Origin of the sequence: Curvibacter delicatus NBRC 14919 (assembly GCF_001592265.1) — a bacterium.
Taxonomy (GTDB): Bacteria; Pseudomonadota; Gammaproteobacteria; order Burkholderiales; family Burkholderiaceae_C; genus Hylemonella; species Hylemonella delicata.
Genome location: NZ_BCWP01000008.1, coordinates 60,266 through 79,483, shown reverse-complemented (window position 1 = coordinate 79,483; position 19,218 = coordinate 60,266). Strand labels below are relative to the sequence as shown.

Below are 19,218 nucleotides of genomic sequence, written 5' to 3'. Positions count from 1 at the left end.
ACGCCGCACACCCGTGGCGGGACCGACTGACCTGCAGATGCAATGCGTCGAGACCAAGAGAAACAGGCCGCTGAAAAAACAATGGAGGAGCTGAAGAATGCCGCTGATTAAAGATCTCATCTCGATCCCGGAGCGGGTGCACCAAGGTGACTTCGTTCTCCAGCTGTCCAAAGGTGTCACCGAGCCAGAGCAGACCCTGCGGGACTACGTTGTCACACCGCAGTTGGTGGACGCGTTCGCCAACGCCCTGGGCTTCATCCAGCAGGCGGTGCAGACCGGGGGCAGCAAGGCCGCCTATCTGCATGGCAGCTTCGGCTCGGGTAAGAGCCACTTCATGGCGGTGCTAAACCTGCTGCTGGCTGGCAATGCGCAGGCCCGCGCAACCCCTGAGCTGGCTGATGTGGTGGCACGCCATGGATGGACCGAAGGGCGCAAGTTCCTGCTGGTGCCGTATCACATGATCGGTGCGCGCGACATGGAGTCGGCCATCCTGGGGCAGTACGCTGAGTTCGTCCGCAAGAAGCACCCGGACGCCCCGGTGCCGGGCTTCTATTTGGCCGAGGGAATGTTCAAGGATGCCCGTGACCTGCGCGAGCGCATGGGTGACGACGCCTTCTTTGCCAAGCTGAACGAAGGCGCCAGTGGCGGTGGCGATGGCGGCTGGGGTGCCTTTGAGAGCGGATGGGATGCTGTCTCTTTTGAGGCGGCCATGCTGGAGCCGCCCAACGGTGAAGAGCGCGCGCGTCTGGTGGGGGACTTGATCACGCAGTTCTTCTCGGCCTATCGCACTCTGGCGGGCAGTGGCGAATCGTACGTTTCGCTGGATGACGGCTTGAGCATCATGAGCCGGCATGCCAAGGCGCTGGGTTATGACGCAGTCATTCTGTTCCTAGACGAGCTCGTCTTGTGGTTGGCCAGCCATGCGGCAGACGTCAACTTCGTCAGCCGCGAAGGCACCAAGCTGGTCAAGCTGGTGGAGGCCACCAACGCTGACAGGCCTATTCCGCTGATCAGCTTTGTGGCTCGGCAGCGTGACTTGCGTGACCTGGTGGGTGAGAACCTGGCTGGCTCGGTGCAGGTTCAATTCAGCGACGTGCTGAAACACTGGGAGGCGCGCTTCCATCGCATCACCTTGGAAGACCGGAACCTGCCGGCCATTGCTGAGAAGCGTGTGCTACGGCCGGTGGACGAGGCCGCACGGCAGACCTTGCAGGGCACATTCGACGATCTGCTTCGGATGCGGCAAGACGTTCTTCAGACTTTGCTGACCACGACCGCTGACCGGGACATGTTCCGCAAGGTCTACCCGTTTTCTCCAGCACTGGTGCAGACCTTGATTGCCGTGTCGGCGGCTTTGCAGCGTGAGCGCACAGCACTGAAGTTGATGCTGCAGTTGCTGGTGGACCGTCGCGACGATCTGGAATTGGGGCAGCTCATCCCCGTGGGGGACCTGTACGACGCGATTGCCGAAGGAGACGAACCGTTCAGCGAAGGCATGCGTCTGCACTTTGAGAACGCCAAGCGCCTTTACAACCAGCGTCTGTTGCCCATGCTGGAGCGACAGCACAGCGTGACCTGGGAGGCGATTAAGCTGGGGCAGGCCGACCCGGCGGCGGCCAAGAACCTGCGCAACGATGCGCGGTTGCTGAAAACCTTGCTGCTGGGTGCCCTGGTGCCCGAGGTGGAGTCGCTCAAGGCGCTGACAGCCCAGCGTCTGGCGGCCCTGAACCACGGCACTTTCCGCTCCCCCATTCCGGGGCGGGAAGCGCAGGACGTGCTGCGCAAGTGCAGGGATTGGGCGAGCGAAATCGGCGAGATCAAGATCACCGAAGACCAGAACCCGATCATCTCCATCCAGGTGACGGGCGTTGACATCGAGCCGATCCTGCGTGCGGCTGAAGCCAACGACAACCCCGGCAACCGCCGAAAGCGCATCCGCGAGGCCTTGTTCAAGGAGCTCGGGATTGAGGACACGGGTGACCTGTTCAGCACCTACGAGTTCAACTGGCGCGGCACGCGGCGAGAGGTCGAGTTGCTGTATGAGAACGTGCGTGAGATGACGGACGACCGTCTGCGCGGACGCTCAGGCATTTGGACCGTGGTGCTGGACTTCCCATTTGATGAGGCCAACTTTGGCCCAGCTGATGACCTGGCCCGCCTTGCTGCGTATCGAGGTGGCGACACCAAGACACTGGTGTGGATCCCCTCGTTCCTGAGCAATAAAGCGATGGCGGACCTGGGGCGCCTTGTGGTGCTGGATTACATCCTTCAGGGCGAGCGCTTTGAAACTTACGCCGGACATCTGTCTTACGTAGACCGCGTGCAGGCGAAGGCGCTGGCACGCAACCAGTTGGACCAACTGCGCATCAAATTGCGTTCCCAGTTGGAGGTGGCGTACGGCATCAGCACCGAGCCGCGAGATGCGGTCAGCAACCCGCTGACCGCGGACCAGCAGTTCCGCTCGCTCGACCCTACCTTGTCACCGCGCCCGCCGGTCGGTGCTGACTTCAAGTCGGCCTTCGAGAGTCTGTTGGGCCAATTGTTTGCGCACCAGTATCCGGCCCACCCGGAGTTCGATACCGAAATCAAGCCGGTGGTGATCCGCAAGATCTGGCCGGAGGTTCAAAAGGCCATCGAATCGCCTGGCCAGCGCGGACTGGTTCAAGACGCCGGCCTGCGTAAGCTCGTTCGGTCCGTCGTCAACCCATGCCAGCTCGGGCAGATGGCGGAGACGCACCTGCTGATTGAGCCGCACTGGCAGTCGCGCTTTTCCCAGGCCCACGCGCGAGACGGGGGCGGCCCGATCACGGTGGCCAAGTTGCGCCAGTGGATCGACACCCCTGCACCGATGGGCCTGCCGCTGGAGTTGCAGAACCTCATCATCCTGGCCTTCGCGGCATCCACCAGCCGGCGTTTCACCATGCGTGGGGGGCCTTACGAGCCGTCAGTGGACAGCATGCCGGATGAGCTGGAGTTGCGGGAGCAGTCCTTGCCCTCTGCCGGCGACTGGCAGCTTGCGCTGCAACGTGCATCCAGCCTGTTTGGCTTGACGCTTGGTCAGACGCTCAACGCAGCCAATGTGGGCAAGCTGGTAGACGAGATCAAGCTGAAAGTTGGAGAAAATCGAGATGCGGTGACGCGCCTGGTGGTGCAGGTGCGTGATCGTGCAGTCCGATACGCAGGCGGCGCCGCTGGAGCGCGCCAACAAACGGCGGAGTCTGCCCAGTCGCTTCTGGCCGCTTTGGCGTCGGCTGCCGATTCGGAGTTTGTTGCTGTGCTGGCGGGGGCCGATTTGCAGACTTCCGAGGCTGCTGTTGGCCGCGCTCTGGGTCAGGCGAAGGCTTGTGCCGATGCGCTTGAGCTGGGGAGCTACTGGCAGTTGTTCGATGTGGTTTTGAAGCTCAGTGACAACCGGGCGGAGGCGGCCCAGGTGATCGGGCGGCGGCTGGCCGAGGTCCTCACCAGCGATGAGCATGTGCTCGCGCTCAAGGGTCGGCTGGAGGAATTGCACCGCGATGCGATGTCTTTGCTGGCCGCTGCTGCGCCCGCGCCAGCTCCGGCTGCGGTGCCTGCTCCGGTGCCTGGTGTGCCCGTACCTGCTCCGGCGCCGGTCACGATCCCACCCGTGCCTGCCAATCTGGCGCCCGAGGTGGTGGCGGAAAAGCAGCAGCTGAATCTGACCGCATCTGAAGCCGTTGCGGCCCTGGAGGAACTGAAGGCCCGCGTGACCAGTGAGCGAGATCTGGAGCTCACGCTGAGCTGGCGCCTGCAGCGCAAGGGCACGCAGCTATGAGTTTGTCCACGCCTCAGATCAAAGCGCAGCTGGAGCGCGTGCTGGACAGCGATCCGGCAGCGCAGGCGGTTGCGATCCGAGCGACGGCAAAACAGGCCTGGCCGGACTCGATCAGTCCGTTGGGAAGGCCGTTTGCGATTCGGTGGTGCGAATCGTCGCTGGCGATTCGCGAGGCTCTGTGCGAACTGGAACAGCATAAGCATCCGACCACCGGCATGGTGGTGATCACTCCACTGTCCACCCATGAAGTAGCCGAGGACATTGCAGCCCGTTTGGCCCGTGCCCGGGTGTTTCAGCCGGAAGGATGGGACATCGTCCGCGTGATGTTCCAGGCAAAGGAGACGGACGCGCGTTTGGGCCGGTTTGCCTGGATGCCTCAAGCCCTGATCGACGGCGCGGCCCAGGGTGATTACCAGCCAGTGGCCAACGGTTTTTTGGACTTGGAGACGGCCTGGCGTGAGGTTTTAGCCCGATTCCTGGGGATCGAGGTGGCTCGACCAGACGCAGTGAGTTTGCTTACCTGGTCATTGAGGCCCGAGGCTGAGGCCAGGCTGGGGCCTTTGCCGGCTGCGATGCGGGCATCCATCTTGAGCTGGCTTGCGGAGACATCCGGCGCTGCTGGCGCCATGGTGTTGGGGTGTATCCAGGCTGGACGTACAGGGGATGCACTGTCCCTGGGACTGGTCAGTGGTGTGATCTTCGCCCCCGACGGCGAAGGGCAAACGGCCTTGGGTCAGGCGGCCATTCGTCTGGAGCGGTTCGTCAATGACCAGCACGTGGGCGTCAAGGAAGGCCGTGAGTGGGCGGAGGCTGCGGAGCGGGTCGTGCGCAGTCTCGGTGTGGAGGGCTGTCGTGCGGCACTGGATCGCGCCGATGCCTTGCTCCAGGATCTTCGGATCTCGGAGTTTGCGCATTTGAGCGATGTCCTGCCGTTGGCGTTGGATCAACGCCTGACGGACTTTGCGGTGGCGCTGAGTACCCATGCAGCGGAGCCCACCGAAGCGAACCTGCAGCAGGTGGAGTTGCATGCTGACCGTGCCTTGAGGCACATGCTGATGAATAGCCAGCTTCCCCGCAAGGAGCGTGTCGAAATGGCGCGGCGCCTGGCTCGCTGGCTCATCAGTCCGATGCCTTCAGGGGCGGCGTTGCCGGATGCCGTTGAGTGGCAAGCGGACGAGGGGGCTTATGTGGATTGGGCCCGCTTCAGGTTGTTGGGTGGGGATGAACTCAGCGAATTGTCCGAGGCCTATGCTGCCTGTCGCCGGGCAGCGATTGCTCGGCGGGATGGATTCGCCAAGTCTTTTGCCCATGCGCTCGTGCAGTGGAACACTCAGCCCCCCGCTAACAGCGGTCGAGTTGTCCTGCTCGAGCAGGTTTTGGAGCGTGTGGTCGCCCCGATTGCGGCAGTTCAACCCACGTTGCTGTTGGTGATGGATGGTTTGAGCAACAGCATCTTCCGCGAACTGTTTGCACGGGCATCCACTCACGGCTGGACTGAATTGGTGCCGACCGCGCAGGGCATGCCGTTCGTTGGAATGGCGGCTATCCCGACGATCACCGAGGTCAGTCGGACCAGCTTGCTGTGTGGGCGGCTGACCACCGGTAACCAGGCGCAAGAGAAGCCCGGATTTGCGTCGCATCCGGCGCTGATGGCTGTCAGTCGAGCGGAACTTGCCCCCAAGCTCTTTCACAAGGGGGACTTGGCCGACGGCGGAAGTCTTGCATCGGAAGTTCGTTCGGCCATCGCTAACCCGAAGCAGCAGGTTGTCGGGGTGGTCTACAACGCGGTGGACGATCATCTCAGCGGGCCTGATCAACTGAACCAGCGATGGGCATTGGAGGATCTGCGACTGCTGTTGCCCTTGTTGCGCGAGGCGCGTGAAGCCCGTCGCGTGGTGATCATCACTGCGGACCACGGTCATCTGCTGGAAGATGGCACGACGCAGATTCCGGGCGGGGAGAGTGATCGCTGGCGCTTGGGACGTACCGCCGCCTCACCCCAAGAAATGGCCGTCAGCGGGGGGCGCGTGGTCACCAGCGATGGCTCGAATGCGGTGGTGTGCCTTTGGGGGGAAAGCAGCCGGTATGCGGGCCGCAAGAACGGCTACCACGGCGGCCTGTCACCGCAGGAGTTGACGGTGCCCTTAAGCCTGTTCGCTCCCCTGGGCTCGAACCTCCCGGGCTGGAATCCCGCTCCACCCACTCAACCGGATTGGTGGGAACTGCCGCCATTTCTACAGCCCAAAGGCGCAGTCGCTGTGGCAGCTCCGCAAGCCAAGCCCACACGCAAGAAGACGGTGCCGACAGAAGCGCAGCCAGGGCTGTTTGCCGCTGTCGATTTGCCGCCGTCAACAGCTGACAGCGCCCCCCAAGACTGGATTGGGCTCCTGCTGGCCAGTCCGATTTACGCCTCGCAGCGACAACTGGCAGCACGTGTCGCGTTGCCCGACGACAAGATGAGGCTGCTGCTCGAGGCGCTGTCGGAACGTGGTGGAAAGCTGTCTCGGACGGCCTTGGCAAATCGGCTGTCGCTGGCCGAGGTTCGGATGGGTGGGCTGCTGAGTGCCGTGCGACGGATGCTGAACGTAGACCAGGCACCGGTGCTCACCGTTGATGAGACCGCAGGATCAGTTGAACTCAACATGACCCTGCTGCGCCAGCAGTTCAGGTTGCCTACGCAGGGGGGATTGTCATGATCAGCGCAGCTCGACGGGAAGACATCGTCAGCGCTCTGCGCCGTGGCACTGTGCCCAACAGTGGCCTGGATGCGCTTGCCGTTGGGATTGAGACGTTTGCGTCCACCCTCAATGAAGAGCTCGATTTGGTGGCGACAGGCCGCGGAGGATTTAAGGCTGTCCGCGGCGAGTACGGCACTGGCAAGACCTTTTTCGGCCGCTGGCTGCAGGAGCGGGCGCGCAGCAAAGGGTTCGCCGCAACAGAGGTACAGATCAATGAAACCGAGACACCCCTGCATCGGCTGGAAACGGTCTATCGGCGCCTGGTAGAGCACCTCGGGACGGCCGACATGGCCAGCGGTGCTTTCAGAAGCGTGATTGACGGCTGGTTTTACGCGCTGGAGCAGGATGTTCTGGCGGACCCTTCGGTAGACCCGGACGATGCGCAAGACCTTCTGAAGCGGACGGATGCGCTCATGGAGGCGCGCCTGAGCACCATCAGCAAGACGGCACCGGCGTTCTCCGCTGTGCTTCGAACCTATCGCCAGGCTTTGGCGAGCAACGACGGCATGCTGGCCGAGGGTCTGATCAGCTGGCTGGCAGGTCAGCCTAACGTGGCGGCCAGCGTCAAGCGTGCCGCAGGTATCAAGGGCGATTTGGACCACTTTGGGGCCAGCAACTTCCTGGTTGGCCTGCTCACGATCCTGCGTGACAGCGGCTTCTCTGGGTTGGTGCTGGTTCTCGATGAAGTAGAGACCTTGCAGCGCATGCGTACCGACACTCGCGAAAAGGGGCTCAATGCTCTGCGGCAGTGGATCGATGAGATTGATGCGGGTCGCTACCCTGGGCTCTACCTGGTCATCACCGGTACACCTGCCTTCTATGACGGTCCACAGGGCGTACAGCGGTTGGCCCCCCTGGCGCAGAGACTGCATGTTGACTTTGGCACTGACCGGAGGTTCGACAACCCCCGCGCGGTGCAGATCCGACTGGCGCCGTTTGACCATGCAGCGCTCTTGTCCGTCGGGCGCCGCGTGCGTGACATCTACGCGGAGGGGCGGGCGAACGAAACTCGCCTGCGATCGGTTGTCGATGACGCATACCTGGACACCCTCGCCCGTGCCGTGGCGGGGGGGCTCGGAGGCAAGGTCGGCGTGGCACCGCGGCTGTTTTTGAAGAAGCTGGTGGCAGACGTTCTGGATCGAGTGGACTTGCATCCGGACTTTGATCCGCGGCAGCACTATTCGCTTACGCTTTCCGAGAGCGAAATGTCCGCGTCCGAGCGTGCGGCGGCCAGTGCGAATTCCGTGGACGACATCGAGCTGTGAGCGAATTCGAGCAGCTGCACCCATCCCTTCAGTACCACGTCGTCAACACGCTGGGCTGGAGTACCCTGCGTCCCACCCAGCTGGCGGCCATTGCGCCGATTCATGCCGGAGCACACTGCCTGTTGCTGGCACCTACGGCGGGCGGAAAGACGGAGGCGGCAGCCATCCCGATCCTGTCCAAAATGTTGAGAGAGTCTTGGGCGGGCACCAGTGTCTTGTACATCTGCCCCATCAAGGCGCTGCTCAACAATCTTGAGCAGAGACTGACCCATTACGCTGGACTGGTGGGTCGAACAGTAGCGGTTTGGCACGGCGACGTTTCGCAGTCGCGGAAGATGAAGGCGATGAAAGAGGCGCCCGACATTCTTCTGACGACGCCGGAGTCCATTGAGGCGATGCTGATTTCCGTGCGCGTGGATCGGCCAACCTGGTTTGGCAATCTGCGGGCCGTTGTGGTGGATGAGCTGCACGCCTTTGCCGCTGATGATCGGGGGTGGCACATGCGTTCGGTACTGCAGCGGCTAGAGCATTACCTGCCGCAACCGCTGCAACGAATCGGTCTGTCTGCAACGGTCAGCAACCCACAAGAGCTTTTGCAATGGTTCGCGCCAGTGGGGGCGCGGCAGGTTGTCGGTACCGCCACCGTAAGCACCGATGCCGATGTCACGATCGATCACGTAGGCAGCCTCGAAAACGCAGCAACGGTGATTTCGCGCCTCCACCGAGGTGAAAAAAGGCTGGTGTTTTGCGATTCACGCAGCAGCGCAGAACAGCTGAGCAGTATGTTGCGCGCCAAGGATGTCCGGACCTTCGTGAGCCATGCATCGCTGAGCGCGGCGGAGCGCAAGCAGGCCGAAGCGGCATTCGCTGAAGAAAAGGACTGCGTGATCGTTGCGACATCGACTCTGGAGTTGGGCATCGACGTCGGAGATTTGGATCGTGTGATTCAGATCGATTCGCCGTCCACGGTGTCGTCCTTCCTTCAGCGCATGGGGCGAACCGGGCGGAGGACGGGCGGTGTGAGGAACTGCTTGTTCCTCACGACGAACCAGGATGCTTTCATGTTGGCTTTGGGAGTCACTCAGCTGTGGTCCCAGTCTTGGGTCGAATCGGCGCGGCCTCCGGATGAGCCCTGGCCCATCGTTGGGCAACAAATCCTCGTTTCCACACTGGAGCACGGTGAGTGGCCAGCCAGCGATGTCATCGCACTTTTGTCGCGCTGCTTCCCTGAGTTGCCTGAAGACGGCTTTCAGTTGATGGTGACCCATATGGTGCAGCAGGGGTACCTGGATTCCAGCGAGGGGCTGTTGCGTATCGGTCCCCAGGCTGAGCGCGACTACGGCCGTGGGCATTACCGAGACCTGTTGGCGTCATTCAGTGGGGCGCAACTCCTGACTGGCCGGCATGGCAGTGCCGAGGTGGGCTACATCGACCCCACGGTACTTACTGGTGATGAACCTCAGCGGCTCTTGCTCTTGGCGGGTCGAAGCTGGACGGTCAAAGAAATCGAGTGGTCCAAAAAGATCGTCTGGCTGGAGCCGGCGAAAGAAGGCGGCAAGGCTCGGTGGATGGGCGGTGCCCGCAGCCTGAGCCGTGAGGTTTGCCAGGGCATTCGGGCTGCCCTCATTCACGGAGTGCCGCCCGCAGTCCACCTCTCGTTACGTGGCAAGTCCGAGCTTTCTGCGTTGCAGGAGGAACTGGCGTTGTCTCCAGACGCCGACTTCATGACCAGAGCTGAAGGCAATCAGGTTCGCACCTGGACCTTTGCCGGCACAAAGCAGAACCGGACCTATGCCCGTACCGCTTCGTCTGCGGGGAGGAAGGTCAAATTTGACGCGCTCAGCGTTCAGGCGCCGGCAGCCTTACTGGCTTCCCAGACCAGCAAGGAGTCAGGTGCCCAGCTGACCTTGGAGGATGTCGCGCAGCTGGCCGATGGAGTCAAGTTTGCAGACTGTGTGCCTGCAGACCTCCTCTCTCGCACTATTGCTGCTCGCTTGTTTGTGTCCACGCTCTAGTCAGTCGAAAAGCATCACCGTCACTGACCTTGGCGTCGTTAGTCAGTCTTGCTTTGATTTGTGGGATAATCATCTTAGTCCAAAGTGGACATGATTTTTATCTATATAAATCAACAAGTTACAGAAGTGATGGGCGAAATGAAAGAAGAGCAGGCGGATTTAGCCCAGATGGTGCGTCTGGCTCTGGCCGAGCAGACGGAAGATGTGCGCCTGTTCGCAGCACGGCTGGTCCGCAAGTACCGCGGAACGGCGCCCGACTTGGCTGAGCAACTCGAGCTGTTCCTGAAGTCGAAGCCGGCACGCAGCGTCTCACCCATGCGCAAGTTCTCGCCTTCGCAGCCGACAGCTCAAGCCCTGCCGGTCGATGATGAATCCCGCCTCTCGCTCTTGAAACTGTTTAAAGACGAACCGACGAGAGACGCGCCGCTGCTATCCAGTGACGTTGAGGAGACCTTGGGGCAGCTCGTTGCCGAGCGGCGACAGAGTGATCGGCTGCTTGCCATGGGACTGACCCCGACCCGCTCCGCCATCTTTGTCGGACCGCCCGGGGTCGGTAAGACGCTCACGGCACGTTGGTTAGCCACGCAGCTGAAGGTGCCGCTGTACGTGCTAGATCTGACTGCCGTAATGAGCAGTCTGCTGGGTAAAAGCGGTGCCAACCTGCGGGCGGCTATCGACTTTGCAAAGCGCGAACCCTGCGTGCTGCTGTTGGATGAGATCGACGCCATTGCCAAGCGTCGCAGTGATGACACCGACGTGGGCGAGCTCAAGCGCTTGGTCACGGTGATCCTGCAGGAGGTCGACGAATGGCCTGCCAGCAGCGTGTTGCTGGCGGCCACAAACCACCCGGAGCTGATCGATCCGGCGTTGTGGCGCCGTTTCGATTTGGTGGTGGAGTTCAAGACGCCTGATGAGCAGGCCGTTAAGGAGGCCATCAAACGATTCCTAGGGCCGGACTACGCCCTTTTTGCGCGCTGGATTGACATCCTGGTTTTTGCATTCGCGGGGCACTCGTTTAGCGATATCGAGCGCGATGTGCAGCGTTTCCGGCGAGCTGTGGCCCTGGGCACGACTACCGATGCCGATCTGGTCGAGGACTTCATAAAGGCGCGCGCACTGGCACTCGATAGGCAGGGCCGCATCGATCTTGCCGTGATGCTGGCCAGGCAGACTCGCCTGTCCCAACACGCCGTCTCCGACATCACGGGCGTGAGTCGGGACACCATTCGCAAGTACACCAACGATATCCCTGCGCCCCGGAAGAGCGTACGAGCGAGAAAGGCTAACGCATGAGCCAAGCCAATTTCCTGATCGGTCGGGGTGAGCTGCTGACCCACGACATCGTCGGACCGCGGCGCATGCCCGGCAAGGCCGAGGTCTACACCTTCGCACAGGCGCGAGAACTGTTGGTTCCTCAGTTCCGTCGTACTGCCCAGGCGCTGGATGAACTGCCAGCTGACGCTTGTCCGGGCGACTTTGTCGTGGCGCGGTTGATGATGAATCCCAGCTTCATCGCTCGCTCTTACTTCCCGAGCGGGCTGTTGCGTAGCACGGGGCTGGAGTCCATCGGCAGCCGTACCGTCAAGGTCAAGCCGCAGGCTTGGACCCGCAAGGGGCAGCCGCAGGAGACCACGACGACTGAGTTATTCGTCGCTGGCAAGCGTCAAGCTTTTCGCAACCTCTCGCAGTGGACGGAAACTATCGATGCTGAGTCTGACGAGGGCAGTGATCTAACTCACATTGAACAGTTCGCTGCGTTTGCCCCGGCCGAGCGCATCGTTAGTCTGGGCGGCCCAAAGGATCGATTCTTCGAAGTGGGTCTTCATCTGCTGCCGGACGAAGACCCGGGGCTTGTTCAAAAGGCATTCGTGAAGTTTGCCCAACGTGCGGGCGTTAAGACCCACAGCGAGTTTGATTTCGTCGCCGGCAACCTGTGGTTCGTTCCGGTCGAGGGGAAGCCAAGCGATGTGGAGGACTTGGCGCGATTCGCTTTCGTTCGTGTGATCCGGCCGGTGCCTAAGCTGCGCGGTATCCGACCTTTACAGCGTAGCGGTGGTCCTTCGGTTGGGTGTAGCCTCCCCACCGAACAGGCCCTTTCGTCTGAGCCTCGCGTTGCCATCCTGGATGGCGGCTTGCCAGATCATCACCCGATCGGTCCTTGGTTGCGCTCGTACCGAAAGCTCGACGAGGACGCTGAGGATGCTCCGCATGGCGCGGAGCATGGCTTGGGAGTAACGTCGGCCCTGCTGTTCGGACCGATCCAGCCTAACGGTAGTGCTGCCAGACCGTTTGCCCCAGTGGACCATTTGCGTGTACTCGACCAGGAATCGAACGGCGAAGACCCGTTGGAGCTTTATCGCACGCTCGGTCTCATCGAGCAGGTTCTTCTGTCGCGGTCTTACGAATTCATAAACCTGAGTTTGGGGCCTGAGCTCGAAGTAGAGGATCAAGAGGTCCATGCCTGGACGTCTGTTATCGATGACCTGCTGAGTGATGGCGACACACTTATGACCATCGCCGTGGGTAACAACGGGGAGCGCGACCGCGCACTCGGGTACAGCCGTGTGCAGGTTCCGTCGGATTGCGTGAATGCGCTCGCGGTTGGTGCGGCCGATGACACCGGCTCAGGTTGGGCGCGCGCACCTTACAGCGCGATTGGTCCAGGCCGTAGCCCTGGCGTTGTTAAGCCGGACCTGATGGCCTTTGGTGGCAACCCGGCGTCCAAATACTTCCATGTCCTTGCGCCGAGTGCAAAGCCAGTCCTGACACCACAGCTCGGTACCAGCTTCGCTGCGCCGTACCTGCTACGCAGTGCAGTTGGCATCCGTGCGATTCTGGGCGCTAACCTGACGCCTCTTGCGATCAAGGCCTTGTTGGTCCATGCGGCCGATCCTGGCAAACATGACCCAATCGAGGTGGGCTGGGGCAAGATTCCGGAGGACACCTTCGACATCATCACCTGTCCGGATGGTGTGGCCCGAGTGGTCTACCAAGGAGAGCTCAAACCCAGCAAATACCTGCGTGCCAGCTTGCCGCTGCCGAAGGAGGGTTTGACGGGCAATGTCCGCTTGAAGGCTACCTTCTGCTACGCATCTCCCACCGATCCCCAGGATGCTGCGGCCTACACCAAGGCCGGTCTCGAAATTGTCTTCCGTCCCAACGACGAGAAGGTCAAGGACGGCAAGAGCAATGCCGACACCAAGGGCTTTTTCGACTTAAAGAAGTTTGCCACTGAGCAGGAGCGCCGGTCTGATCAGGGCAAGTGGGAAACCGTGCTCCACGGCTTCAAGACCTTCCGAGGGGCGAGCCTCAAGAACCCTGTGTTTGATATCCATTACAACGCCCGAGATGGTGGCGGCCGGGCCACCGGGGCTGAGAAGATCCGATATGCACTGATCCTCTCCGTTGAAGCCCCGAAGCACGCCGATCTCTACAACGACATCCTGCGCGCTTACGCCAAGACTCTCGTGCCGATCCAGCCGCAGGTGTCCTTGCCGATCCGCGTTCGATGACCGCGAGCGAAGTAGAGCAGGCATAGGACGGACTGACGACACGGAGGAGATCGATGCCGGAACCGTTGAAGAGCAGAGACAGACACGGGTCTCCGTTCAATCGGCCGCCCGAGATTGAGGCCTGCTTAACAAAGCTGGAGTCGCTTGATGCCTCGGCCCGCCTGCAGGCCTTTGCCATTGGATCGAGGAAGAGTACGGGCTATGTGCCGTCGGAGGCGCTGACGTATTTTCTGCGGCGCGCCCACGCGACGGGCTCAAAGAACGAGTTCAAGCAGATTTTCGGAGTGCTCATGAAGCGAGTCGGGCAGTCTTTGATTGCAACGGTTTCGGACTCCCGCATGGCCGGGGCGCAAGGCATTCGAGATGAGATCATGGGCCGATTCGCAGAGCGAATCGCCAAGGACTGCAACGGCCGTTTCGTCATGCTGGACTTCTTTGAGGTGCGGTTTGATCTGGCGTTCGCCAGATTCCGGAAATCTGTGCTGCGGCAGATTGGCCCCTTGTCGGTACTCACAGAACCTCTGGCCGCGGATGGAGAAGCGGGTCAGGAGATTTCTCGGGAGGTCGAGGAGGCGGCGGCCGACTTCCTGGGAGGGGACCCACAGAAAATTGACGACCCAGCTTTCCGGTTGGAGTTGAGCGCCGCGATTGATGCATTACCAGACGATCAGAAACGGGTCGTGGGATTGCTGCAGCAAGGCTTCCAGATCGACTCGAAGGACCCCAACATCATGACTATCGCGAAGATGCTCCAGTGCGATGAGAGAACCGTACGCAATCGCCGCGACCGCGCGTACAAGACCCTCAAGACTGTTCTGCAGGGTGACGCATGAGTACAACAAAGCCTTTCGCTGCTGACGAAGAGTCTGTGCTGATGGCGTTCTCTATGGAGCCCAGCCAGGGGCGGGAGACGCTTGAGCGCTACATCAGGGAGTACCCACAACATGCGACCGCGTTGGTCGATTGTTCGATCGATCTGCTTCATGAGCTTCCAGCAGCCGATGTTTCGGCGACCGAAGTGCCGGACAGCTTGGTGGACACGGCCTGGCAGCGGTTCGAGCGAGCTGTCCAGCAGCACGACGCAGAGGTCGCGAATCCGTTCGCCAAGCTGAATACCAGCAGCTTCAAATCACTCGCGCGCAGCCTTGATGTCAGCAATCTCTTTCTGATGCGCGTGCGCGATCGGGCCATCCGTGCCACCACCATTCCATCCCGATTCATCGAGAACCTTGCGTCGGAGCTGGGTACCACCGTCCAAGCTGTAGGCGCATACCTGCAGGGTCCGCCGGGCATGGTTTCTGGTCCCGCGCTTCGGTCAAGTGTGAAGCCAAGCATTGGCGAACAGATCACCTTCGACCAGGCGGTCGCGACTTCACAGCTTACGCCGGAGCAGCAGGCGACGCTGAAGGCGTTGTCGGACTGAGCGATGGACGCCACCTAGGCCGTTAGCCGGGAAGCAGAACGCGTGCACCGTGCGAACGTCGCGGCCGGCGTCGATCATTGTCAGCCTGAATGGAATAGCTCACGAAGCCGGTGTCTGCGCCAAGACCGGTAAGAAGCGCTCGAACGCTATCGATGCGATCGAGCGAGTGGGTACAAGAAAAAGTTTGACCGGCCTTTCCGGTTTGTGTTGGGACTGCGATTGACTGAGTAAGAGGGCCAGAAATCCTGCAATCCCGCAGGTGGGGCTCCCCAAGAAAGGCAATCAAATGCAAACCCAAACCCACAGCGGCGATGACCGCACCGATGTCGAAGATGTCGCCGCGGCGATCCGCGAAGGCCGAAGCCTGCGCGCGGCGGCGCTCTATCGGGTTGTCGTCCTGGACCATCAGCTCCACGAGCGTCAAGTCGATCTCGCCGACCCGGTGCCGACAGCGCGCCAGATCCTCCAGACCGCCGGCGCGCGCCCGGTCGATGAGCACAGCGTCTACGCGATCCTGACCTCCGGCGACTTTGAGGACTTGCGTCTGGACGAAACCTACGATCTACGCGCCCGCGGCGCGGAGCGTTTCGTCATCTTCCAGACTGACCGCGCGTTCAAGTTCACGATCGACGACCGCCAGCTGGAGTGGGGCAAGCCCAGCATCAGTGGCCGCGTGCTCAAGGCGCTGGCCGGCGTCCCGCCGGAGACCTACGACGTTTACCTCGAAGTGCGCGGCGGCGGTCAGGACGTCCTGATCCGCGACGGCGACCTGATCGACCTGAGCAAGCCGGGCATCGAGCACTTCATCACGCTGATCCGAGACACCACGGAGGGCCTGCTCGCGCTGCCCGACGCGGACGAGCGCTATCTGAGCAGCCATGGCGTGGTCTTCGAGATGGTGAGCGACGGCGCGCACACGGGCGTCATCTTCAAGCAGCTACCGCTGCCTGCCGGAAAGTTCACCCATGCCGCCGCGGACGTGCTCGTTCTCCTGCCGCCCGGCTATCCCGATGTCGCGCCGGATATGTTCTATTGCGACCCCTGGCTGACGCTGCAAAGCGTGGGGCGCTATCCAACCTGCGCCGACCAGGCCCACGCATTCCAGGGCCGCAACTGGCAGCGCTGGTCGCGCCACAACACGGCGTGGCGCCCGGGCATCGACGGCCTGCACACCATGCTCAAGCGCATCGAGCACGCCCTGACGGAGGCGAAGTGATGTCGCCGGCTGCTCTGGACATCGTCCTACTGGAGCCGCACGAGGCGGCACTGCGCTCGCTGCTGCATAGGGAGAACGGGGCCGAGGCGTCCGCCTATGTGCTCTTCGGCAGGGCCGACATCTCAGCGGACCCCTGGTCGGGCCAACCTCGCACCAGGCTGATCTCGCACGAGGTCATCCCCGTCGCGGCCGATGAGATGGTCTCGGCATCGCCGGTCCATGTCACATGGTCCACCCGCGGCTTCATGCGTGTTCTCGGCATCGCGAAGGAACGCGGCTTGGCTGCGGGCTTGGTGCACACGCATCCGAGCGACGCAGCGTTCTTCTCTGACCAGGATGACCGAAACGAGGAGGAACTCGCCCGGACGACGTTCAACAAGGGCGTTTCCGGCCTCGCCAGCATGGTGTTCGGCCGCGATGACGCTATGGCGGGCAGGCTCTGGATCGCACCCGGCGAGACGGTCACGGCATCCTCGATCTCGCTGGTAGGCAGCCAGATCAAGATCGCGCGCACGGTGGCTGCAGCTGATGAAGAGCAGTTCCTGGCGCGGCAGGCCGCGCTCTTCGGCCGCGGGTTCAATCCTGTCGTGCGCGCGTTGCGGGTCGGCGTCGTAGGGGGCGGCGGCACGGGCAGTGCTGTCGCGATGCTTTTGGCGCGACTCGGTGTCGGCTTCTTGGGGCTGATGGACAAAGACACCATCGATGTCACCAACCTCAACCGCGTGCATGGCTCGCGTGCCGCGGACGTTGCCGCCGGCCTGGCCAAGGTGGACATCCTCGCGCGCGAGATTCGCGCGGCCGGCCTCGGCACCCAGATCGTCACCAAGAACGAATGGGTCGGCCACCCTGATCTGCTCGACCTGCTGCGCTCCTGCGATGTGCTGTTCGGTTGTACCGACGACCATCAGGGGCGGTTGATGCTCAACCGCCTGGCCCACTACTACGGCATCCCGCTGATTGATGTAGGCCTGCGCATGCGCGCGGCACGCAGCGGCGCGGACTACGACATGACGGGCCGCGTGTCGACGATTCGCCCTGGCAATCCCTGTCTCATGTGTCTTGGGGTGGCCGATCCGCTCCGCGCTGCGGCCGAAGGGCTCCGGCGCAGCGACCCGGCCGAGTTTGAGCGGCGTAAGGCGGAAGCGTATGTGGATGGCGGCGGCGATCCCGCGCCCGCCGTGGTCACGTTCACAACGGCTATTGCCTGCGCCGCCGTCGATGAGCTTATTCAGGGCTTGACCAGCTTCCGAGGCTCCCAGGGCATGACGCACAACAGGATTCGCCTGTTCGACCGCGTGGAGGATCGTTCCATGACCTGCCGGCCTGTCGCCTCGTGCCCGGTTTGTGCCAGCCAGGCGACGTGGGGGCGCGGTGATGTCAACCCATTTCTTGGCGTGATCTGATGCCCATGAAGCTACTCATTGCACATGCGCTACGCTGGCTTGGCTGGCTGGACTATGACCTGCTCGTTATTCCGGTGGCACAGCACCCGGGCAAGTCTCCCGTGCCGCCCGGCGAACTTTGGTTGGTTACCGACACCGGCGTCAAGAAGTGGGCGTGCATGAGCTGTCCAGGCGGTTGCGGGGTCCAGATTTCGCTTTCGCTCAACCCGGATCGACGGCCGCGGTGGTCGATCGAAACGGACTTTTGGGGTAGGCCGACGCTCTCCCCATCTGTTCATCAACAGCGGTCATGCTCCTGCCACTTTTGGATAAAAAATGGAGCTGTAGAGTGGTGCAAGAAGGCAGCGTCAGACGCTGATCATTAAATGTGAGTTCACTTTCGTGGCCCTCTAAATCAGCGAAATCTGCGAATTTACAGTTCAGACAAGCACTTGCTTTTGATTCTGGGGCTGCGAGGGCAGCGGAAAAATCCCCTGGTGCATCAAGCTTTCGCCAAGCTATAAAGCCGGAGCGGCGCCCCTGGTGCACCGTCGTTGCGTTCGACGGTCTGCACGGTGATCTTGGGGGGCGTGCTGGCCAGCAGTGTCTCAAGGCTCGCATCGATCATTGGCTTGGAGACCTTTCCCCGGAAGCATTCGGAGTTGATCTGACTGCGCGTGGCTTGTCCGCGTTCACGCAAGAATGCCAATACCCGGGCCGAGAGTTCCAGCGCCCGTGCAAGCTTCGCCTCGTCAGCGGCACTGACAAACACATATCGCGCAGATGCAGTGGCGAACTGCATCCACGCCATGGCTGCATTGATGTGGTGCACGTCGATGCGGGTTTGCAAGTCCGTCAACGCAAACAGCATGGCCAAGCGCAGCAGCATCGGCGCACGCCGTTCCAGCATCGCGTTGACGATCTCACTCCCCTGATCCTCGTTGAGGTCAGTCCGGTACAACTGGGCGTAGCGCCACTGCGCCTGGGCGGACAACTCCATCCGCAGGTGGTCTCGGCGAGCTGGCTGGGCGGACCCTGTGAATCTTAGGACTTCTATTACCCTACCGGCCAAAGCGTCCACGATCGTCTGTGGTGTCGGCTTTGGGAAGGGCAATATTTGTGACCGCTCTGCCCAGATCATCAAGAACCGATTGGCAAACCCATTGGTCAGTTCGCGAGCCGTCAGCATGCCTGTCAGCTCCGAGGGCGAGATGGCGCCGCTGAGGCACACGTGGGGATGGCTGGCGTACATGCGGTTGGACTTTGTGGCGGGCTTCAGGCTGACGCCATCCCAGCAATCGCGCAGGGCAGCGGACAGTGTGTTTCCCTCACGGCGCCCCTGGTGCAGCACATTCGCGAACTCCGATTCGACCACCCACAGTCTTTTGTCATCGATGGCCGGGACCTCCTGTTTGCCTCGCTGGTAGCCATCGTGCATCAACGCCACAAGACCTTCGCGGCTGGACAGACCCCCTCTGTGAATCTGGGGCGCCAGCCTGTCGTCAAGGCCACGCAGTGCCTGGTCGATTCGCAGGACCAACTGCACCGCATCGCCCTTACGGCCTCGGCCAGATCGGCCAATGTGCAGGCAAAAAAGCCGGGGGTGATGCCATGTGTTGCCGATCGGTAAGTAGACCCCGCGGCCAATGGCGCAGGACAGATAGGCCATGAAATTGGCGGCGATGGCGTAGGGGTTAGTTTCCGTGCCTTCGCCGCCAGCGCAGGCCACCTCGCCAACCAGACCGTACAGACATGACCGGTGTGGGTGAGGAGCGTTCCGATGCAACCCCACGTCCGCAACGGCGAGTGTTGACTCGTCTGCGGTCTGGCCCTGATCGGGCTCCGCGCCGTCCGCTGGGTGCATGTCCGACCCC

General features: G+C 61.8%; 12 protein-coding genes. 11 read left to right on the top strand and 1 reads right to left on the bottom strand.

Annotated features, from left to right (window positions below; translation table 11 throughout):
* The first annotated feature begins 97 nt into the window (after positions 1-97).
* The 11 genes from CDE01S_RS05840 (at position 98) to CDE01S_RS19145 (ending at position 17,730) form a co-directional block, all read left to right on the top strand.
* Positions 98-3,793: a DUF6079 family protein gene (locus CDE01S_RS05840; protein WP_066704901.1), complete on the top strand. Its 3,696-nt coding sequence runs from the start codon at positions 98-100 to the stop codon at positions 3,791-3,793.
* Positions 3,790-6,489, top strand: coding sequence for a BREX-2 system phosphatase PglZ (pglZ, locus tag CDE01S_RS05835; RefSeq protein ID WP_066704899.1), 2,700 nt, complete (start codon positions 3,790-3,792; stop codon positions 6,487-6,489). The genes CDE01S_RS05840 and pglZ overlap by 4 nt, the downstream gene beginning before the upstream one ends.
* Positions 6,486-7,796, top strand: coding sequence for a BREX system ATP-binding protein BrxD (gene brxD / locus CDE01S_RS05830; protein ID WP_066704897.1), 1,311 nt, complete (start codon positions 6,486-6,488; stop codon positions 7,794-7,796). The genes pglZ and brxD overlap by 4 nt, the downstream gene beginning before the upstream one ends.
* Positions 7,793-9,811, top strand: a complete 2,019-nt coding sequence (locus tag CDE01S_RS05825; protein WP_066704895.1) for a DEAD/DEAH box helicase — start codon at positions 7,793-7,795, stop codon at positions 9,809-9,811. The genes brxD and CDE01S_RS05825 overlap by 4 nt, the downstream gene beginning before the upstream one ends.
* 90 nt (positions 9,812-9,901) lie before the next feature.
* A complete protein-coding gene (locus tag CDE01S_RS05820) occupies positions 9,902-11,104 on the top strand; it encodes an AAA family ATPase (RefSeq protein WP_245636116.1) in 1,203 nt (400 codons plus the stop codon).
* Positions 11,101-13,323 (top strand): S8 family peptidase, encoded by a 2,223-nt coding sequence (locus tag CDE01S_RS05815; RefSeq protein ID WP_066704890.1) that lies wholly within the window; start codon positions 11,101-11,103, stop codon positions 13,321-13,323. The genes CDE01S_RS05820 and CDE01S_RS05815 overlap by 4 nt, the downstream gene beginning before the upstream one ends.
* A 53-nt stretch (positions 13,324-13,376) precedes the next feature.
* Positions 13,377-14,156, top strand: coding sequence for an RNA polymerase sigma factor (locus CDE01S_RS05810; protein WP_066704889.1), 780 nt, complete (start codon positions 13,377-13,379; stop codon positions 14,154-14,156).
* Positions 14,153-14,746: a hypothetical protein gene (locus tag CDE01S_RS05805; protein ID WP_066704888.1), complete on the top strand. Its 594-nt coding sequence runs from the start codon at positions 14,153-14,155 to the stop codon at positions 14,744-14,746. The genes CDE01S_RS05810 and CDE01S_RS05805 overlap by 4 nt, the downstream gene beginning before the upstream one ends.
* A gap of 286 nt (positions 14,747-15,032) precedes the next feature.
* Positions 15,033-15,962, top strand: coding sequence for a multiubiquitin domain-containing protein (locus CDE01S_RS05800; protein WP_066704886.1), 930 nt, complete (start codon positions 15,033-15,035; stop codon positions 15,960-15,962).
* Entirely contained in the window at positions 15,962-17,365 is a 1,404-nt protein-coding gene (locus tag CDE01S_RS05795) for a ThiF family adenylyltransferase (RefSeq protein WP_066704885.1), read from the top strand. Before CDE01S_RS05800 ends, CDE01S_RS05795 begins: the two co-directional genes overlap by 1 nt.
* On the top strand, positions 17,365-17,730 hold the full coding sequence (locus CDE01S_RS19145) for a ubiquitination-like system serine protease family protein (RefSeq protein WP_369406356.1): 366 nt from the start codon (positions 17,365-17,367) through the stop codon (positions 17,728-17,730). The genes CDE01S_RS05795 and CDE01S_RS19145 overlap by 1 nt, the downstream gene beginning before the upstream one ends.
* 116 nt (positions 17,731-17,846) lie before the next feature.
* On the opposite strand, the gene CDE01S_RS05790 is transcribed toward CDE01S_RS19145, so the two are convergent.
* Complete coding sequence (locus CDE01S_RS05790; protein ID WP_245636115.1) at positions 17,847-19,208, bottom strand: DUF3987 domain-containing protein; 1,362 nt, start codon at positions 19,206-19,208, stop codon at positions 17,847-17,849.
* Positions 19,209-19,218: the final 10 nt, after the last annotated feature.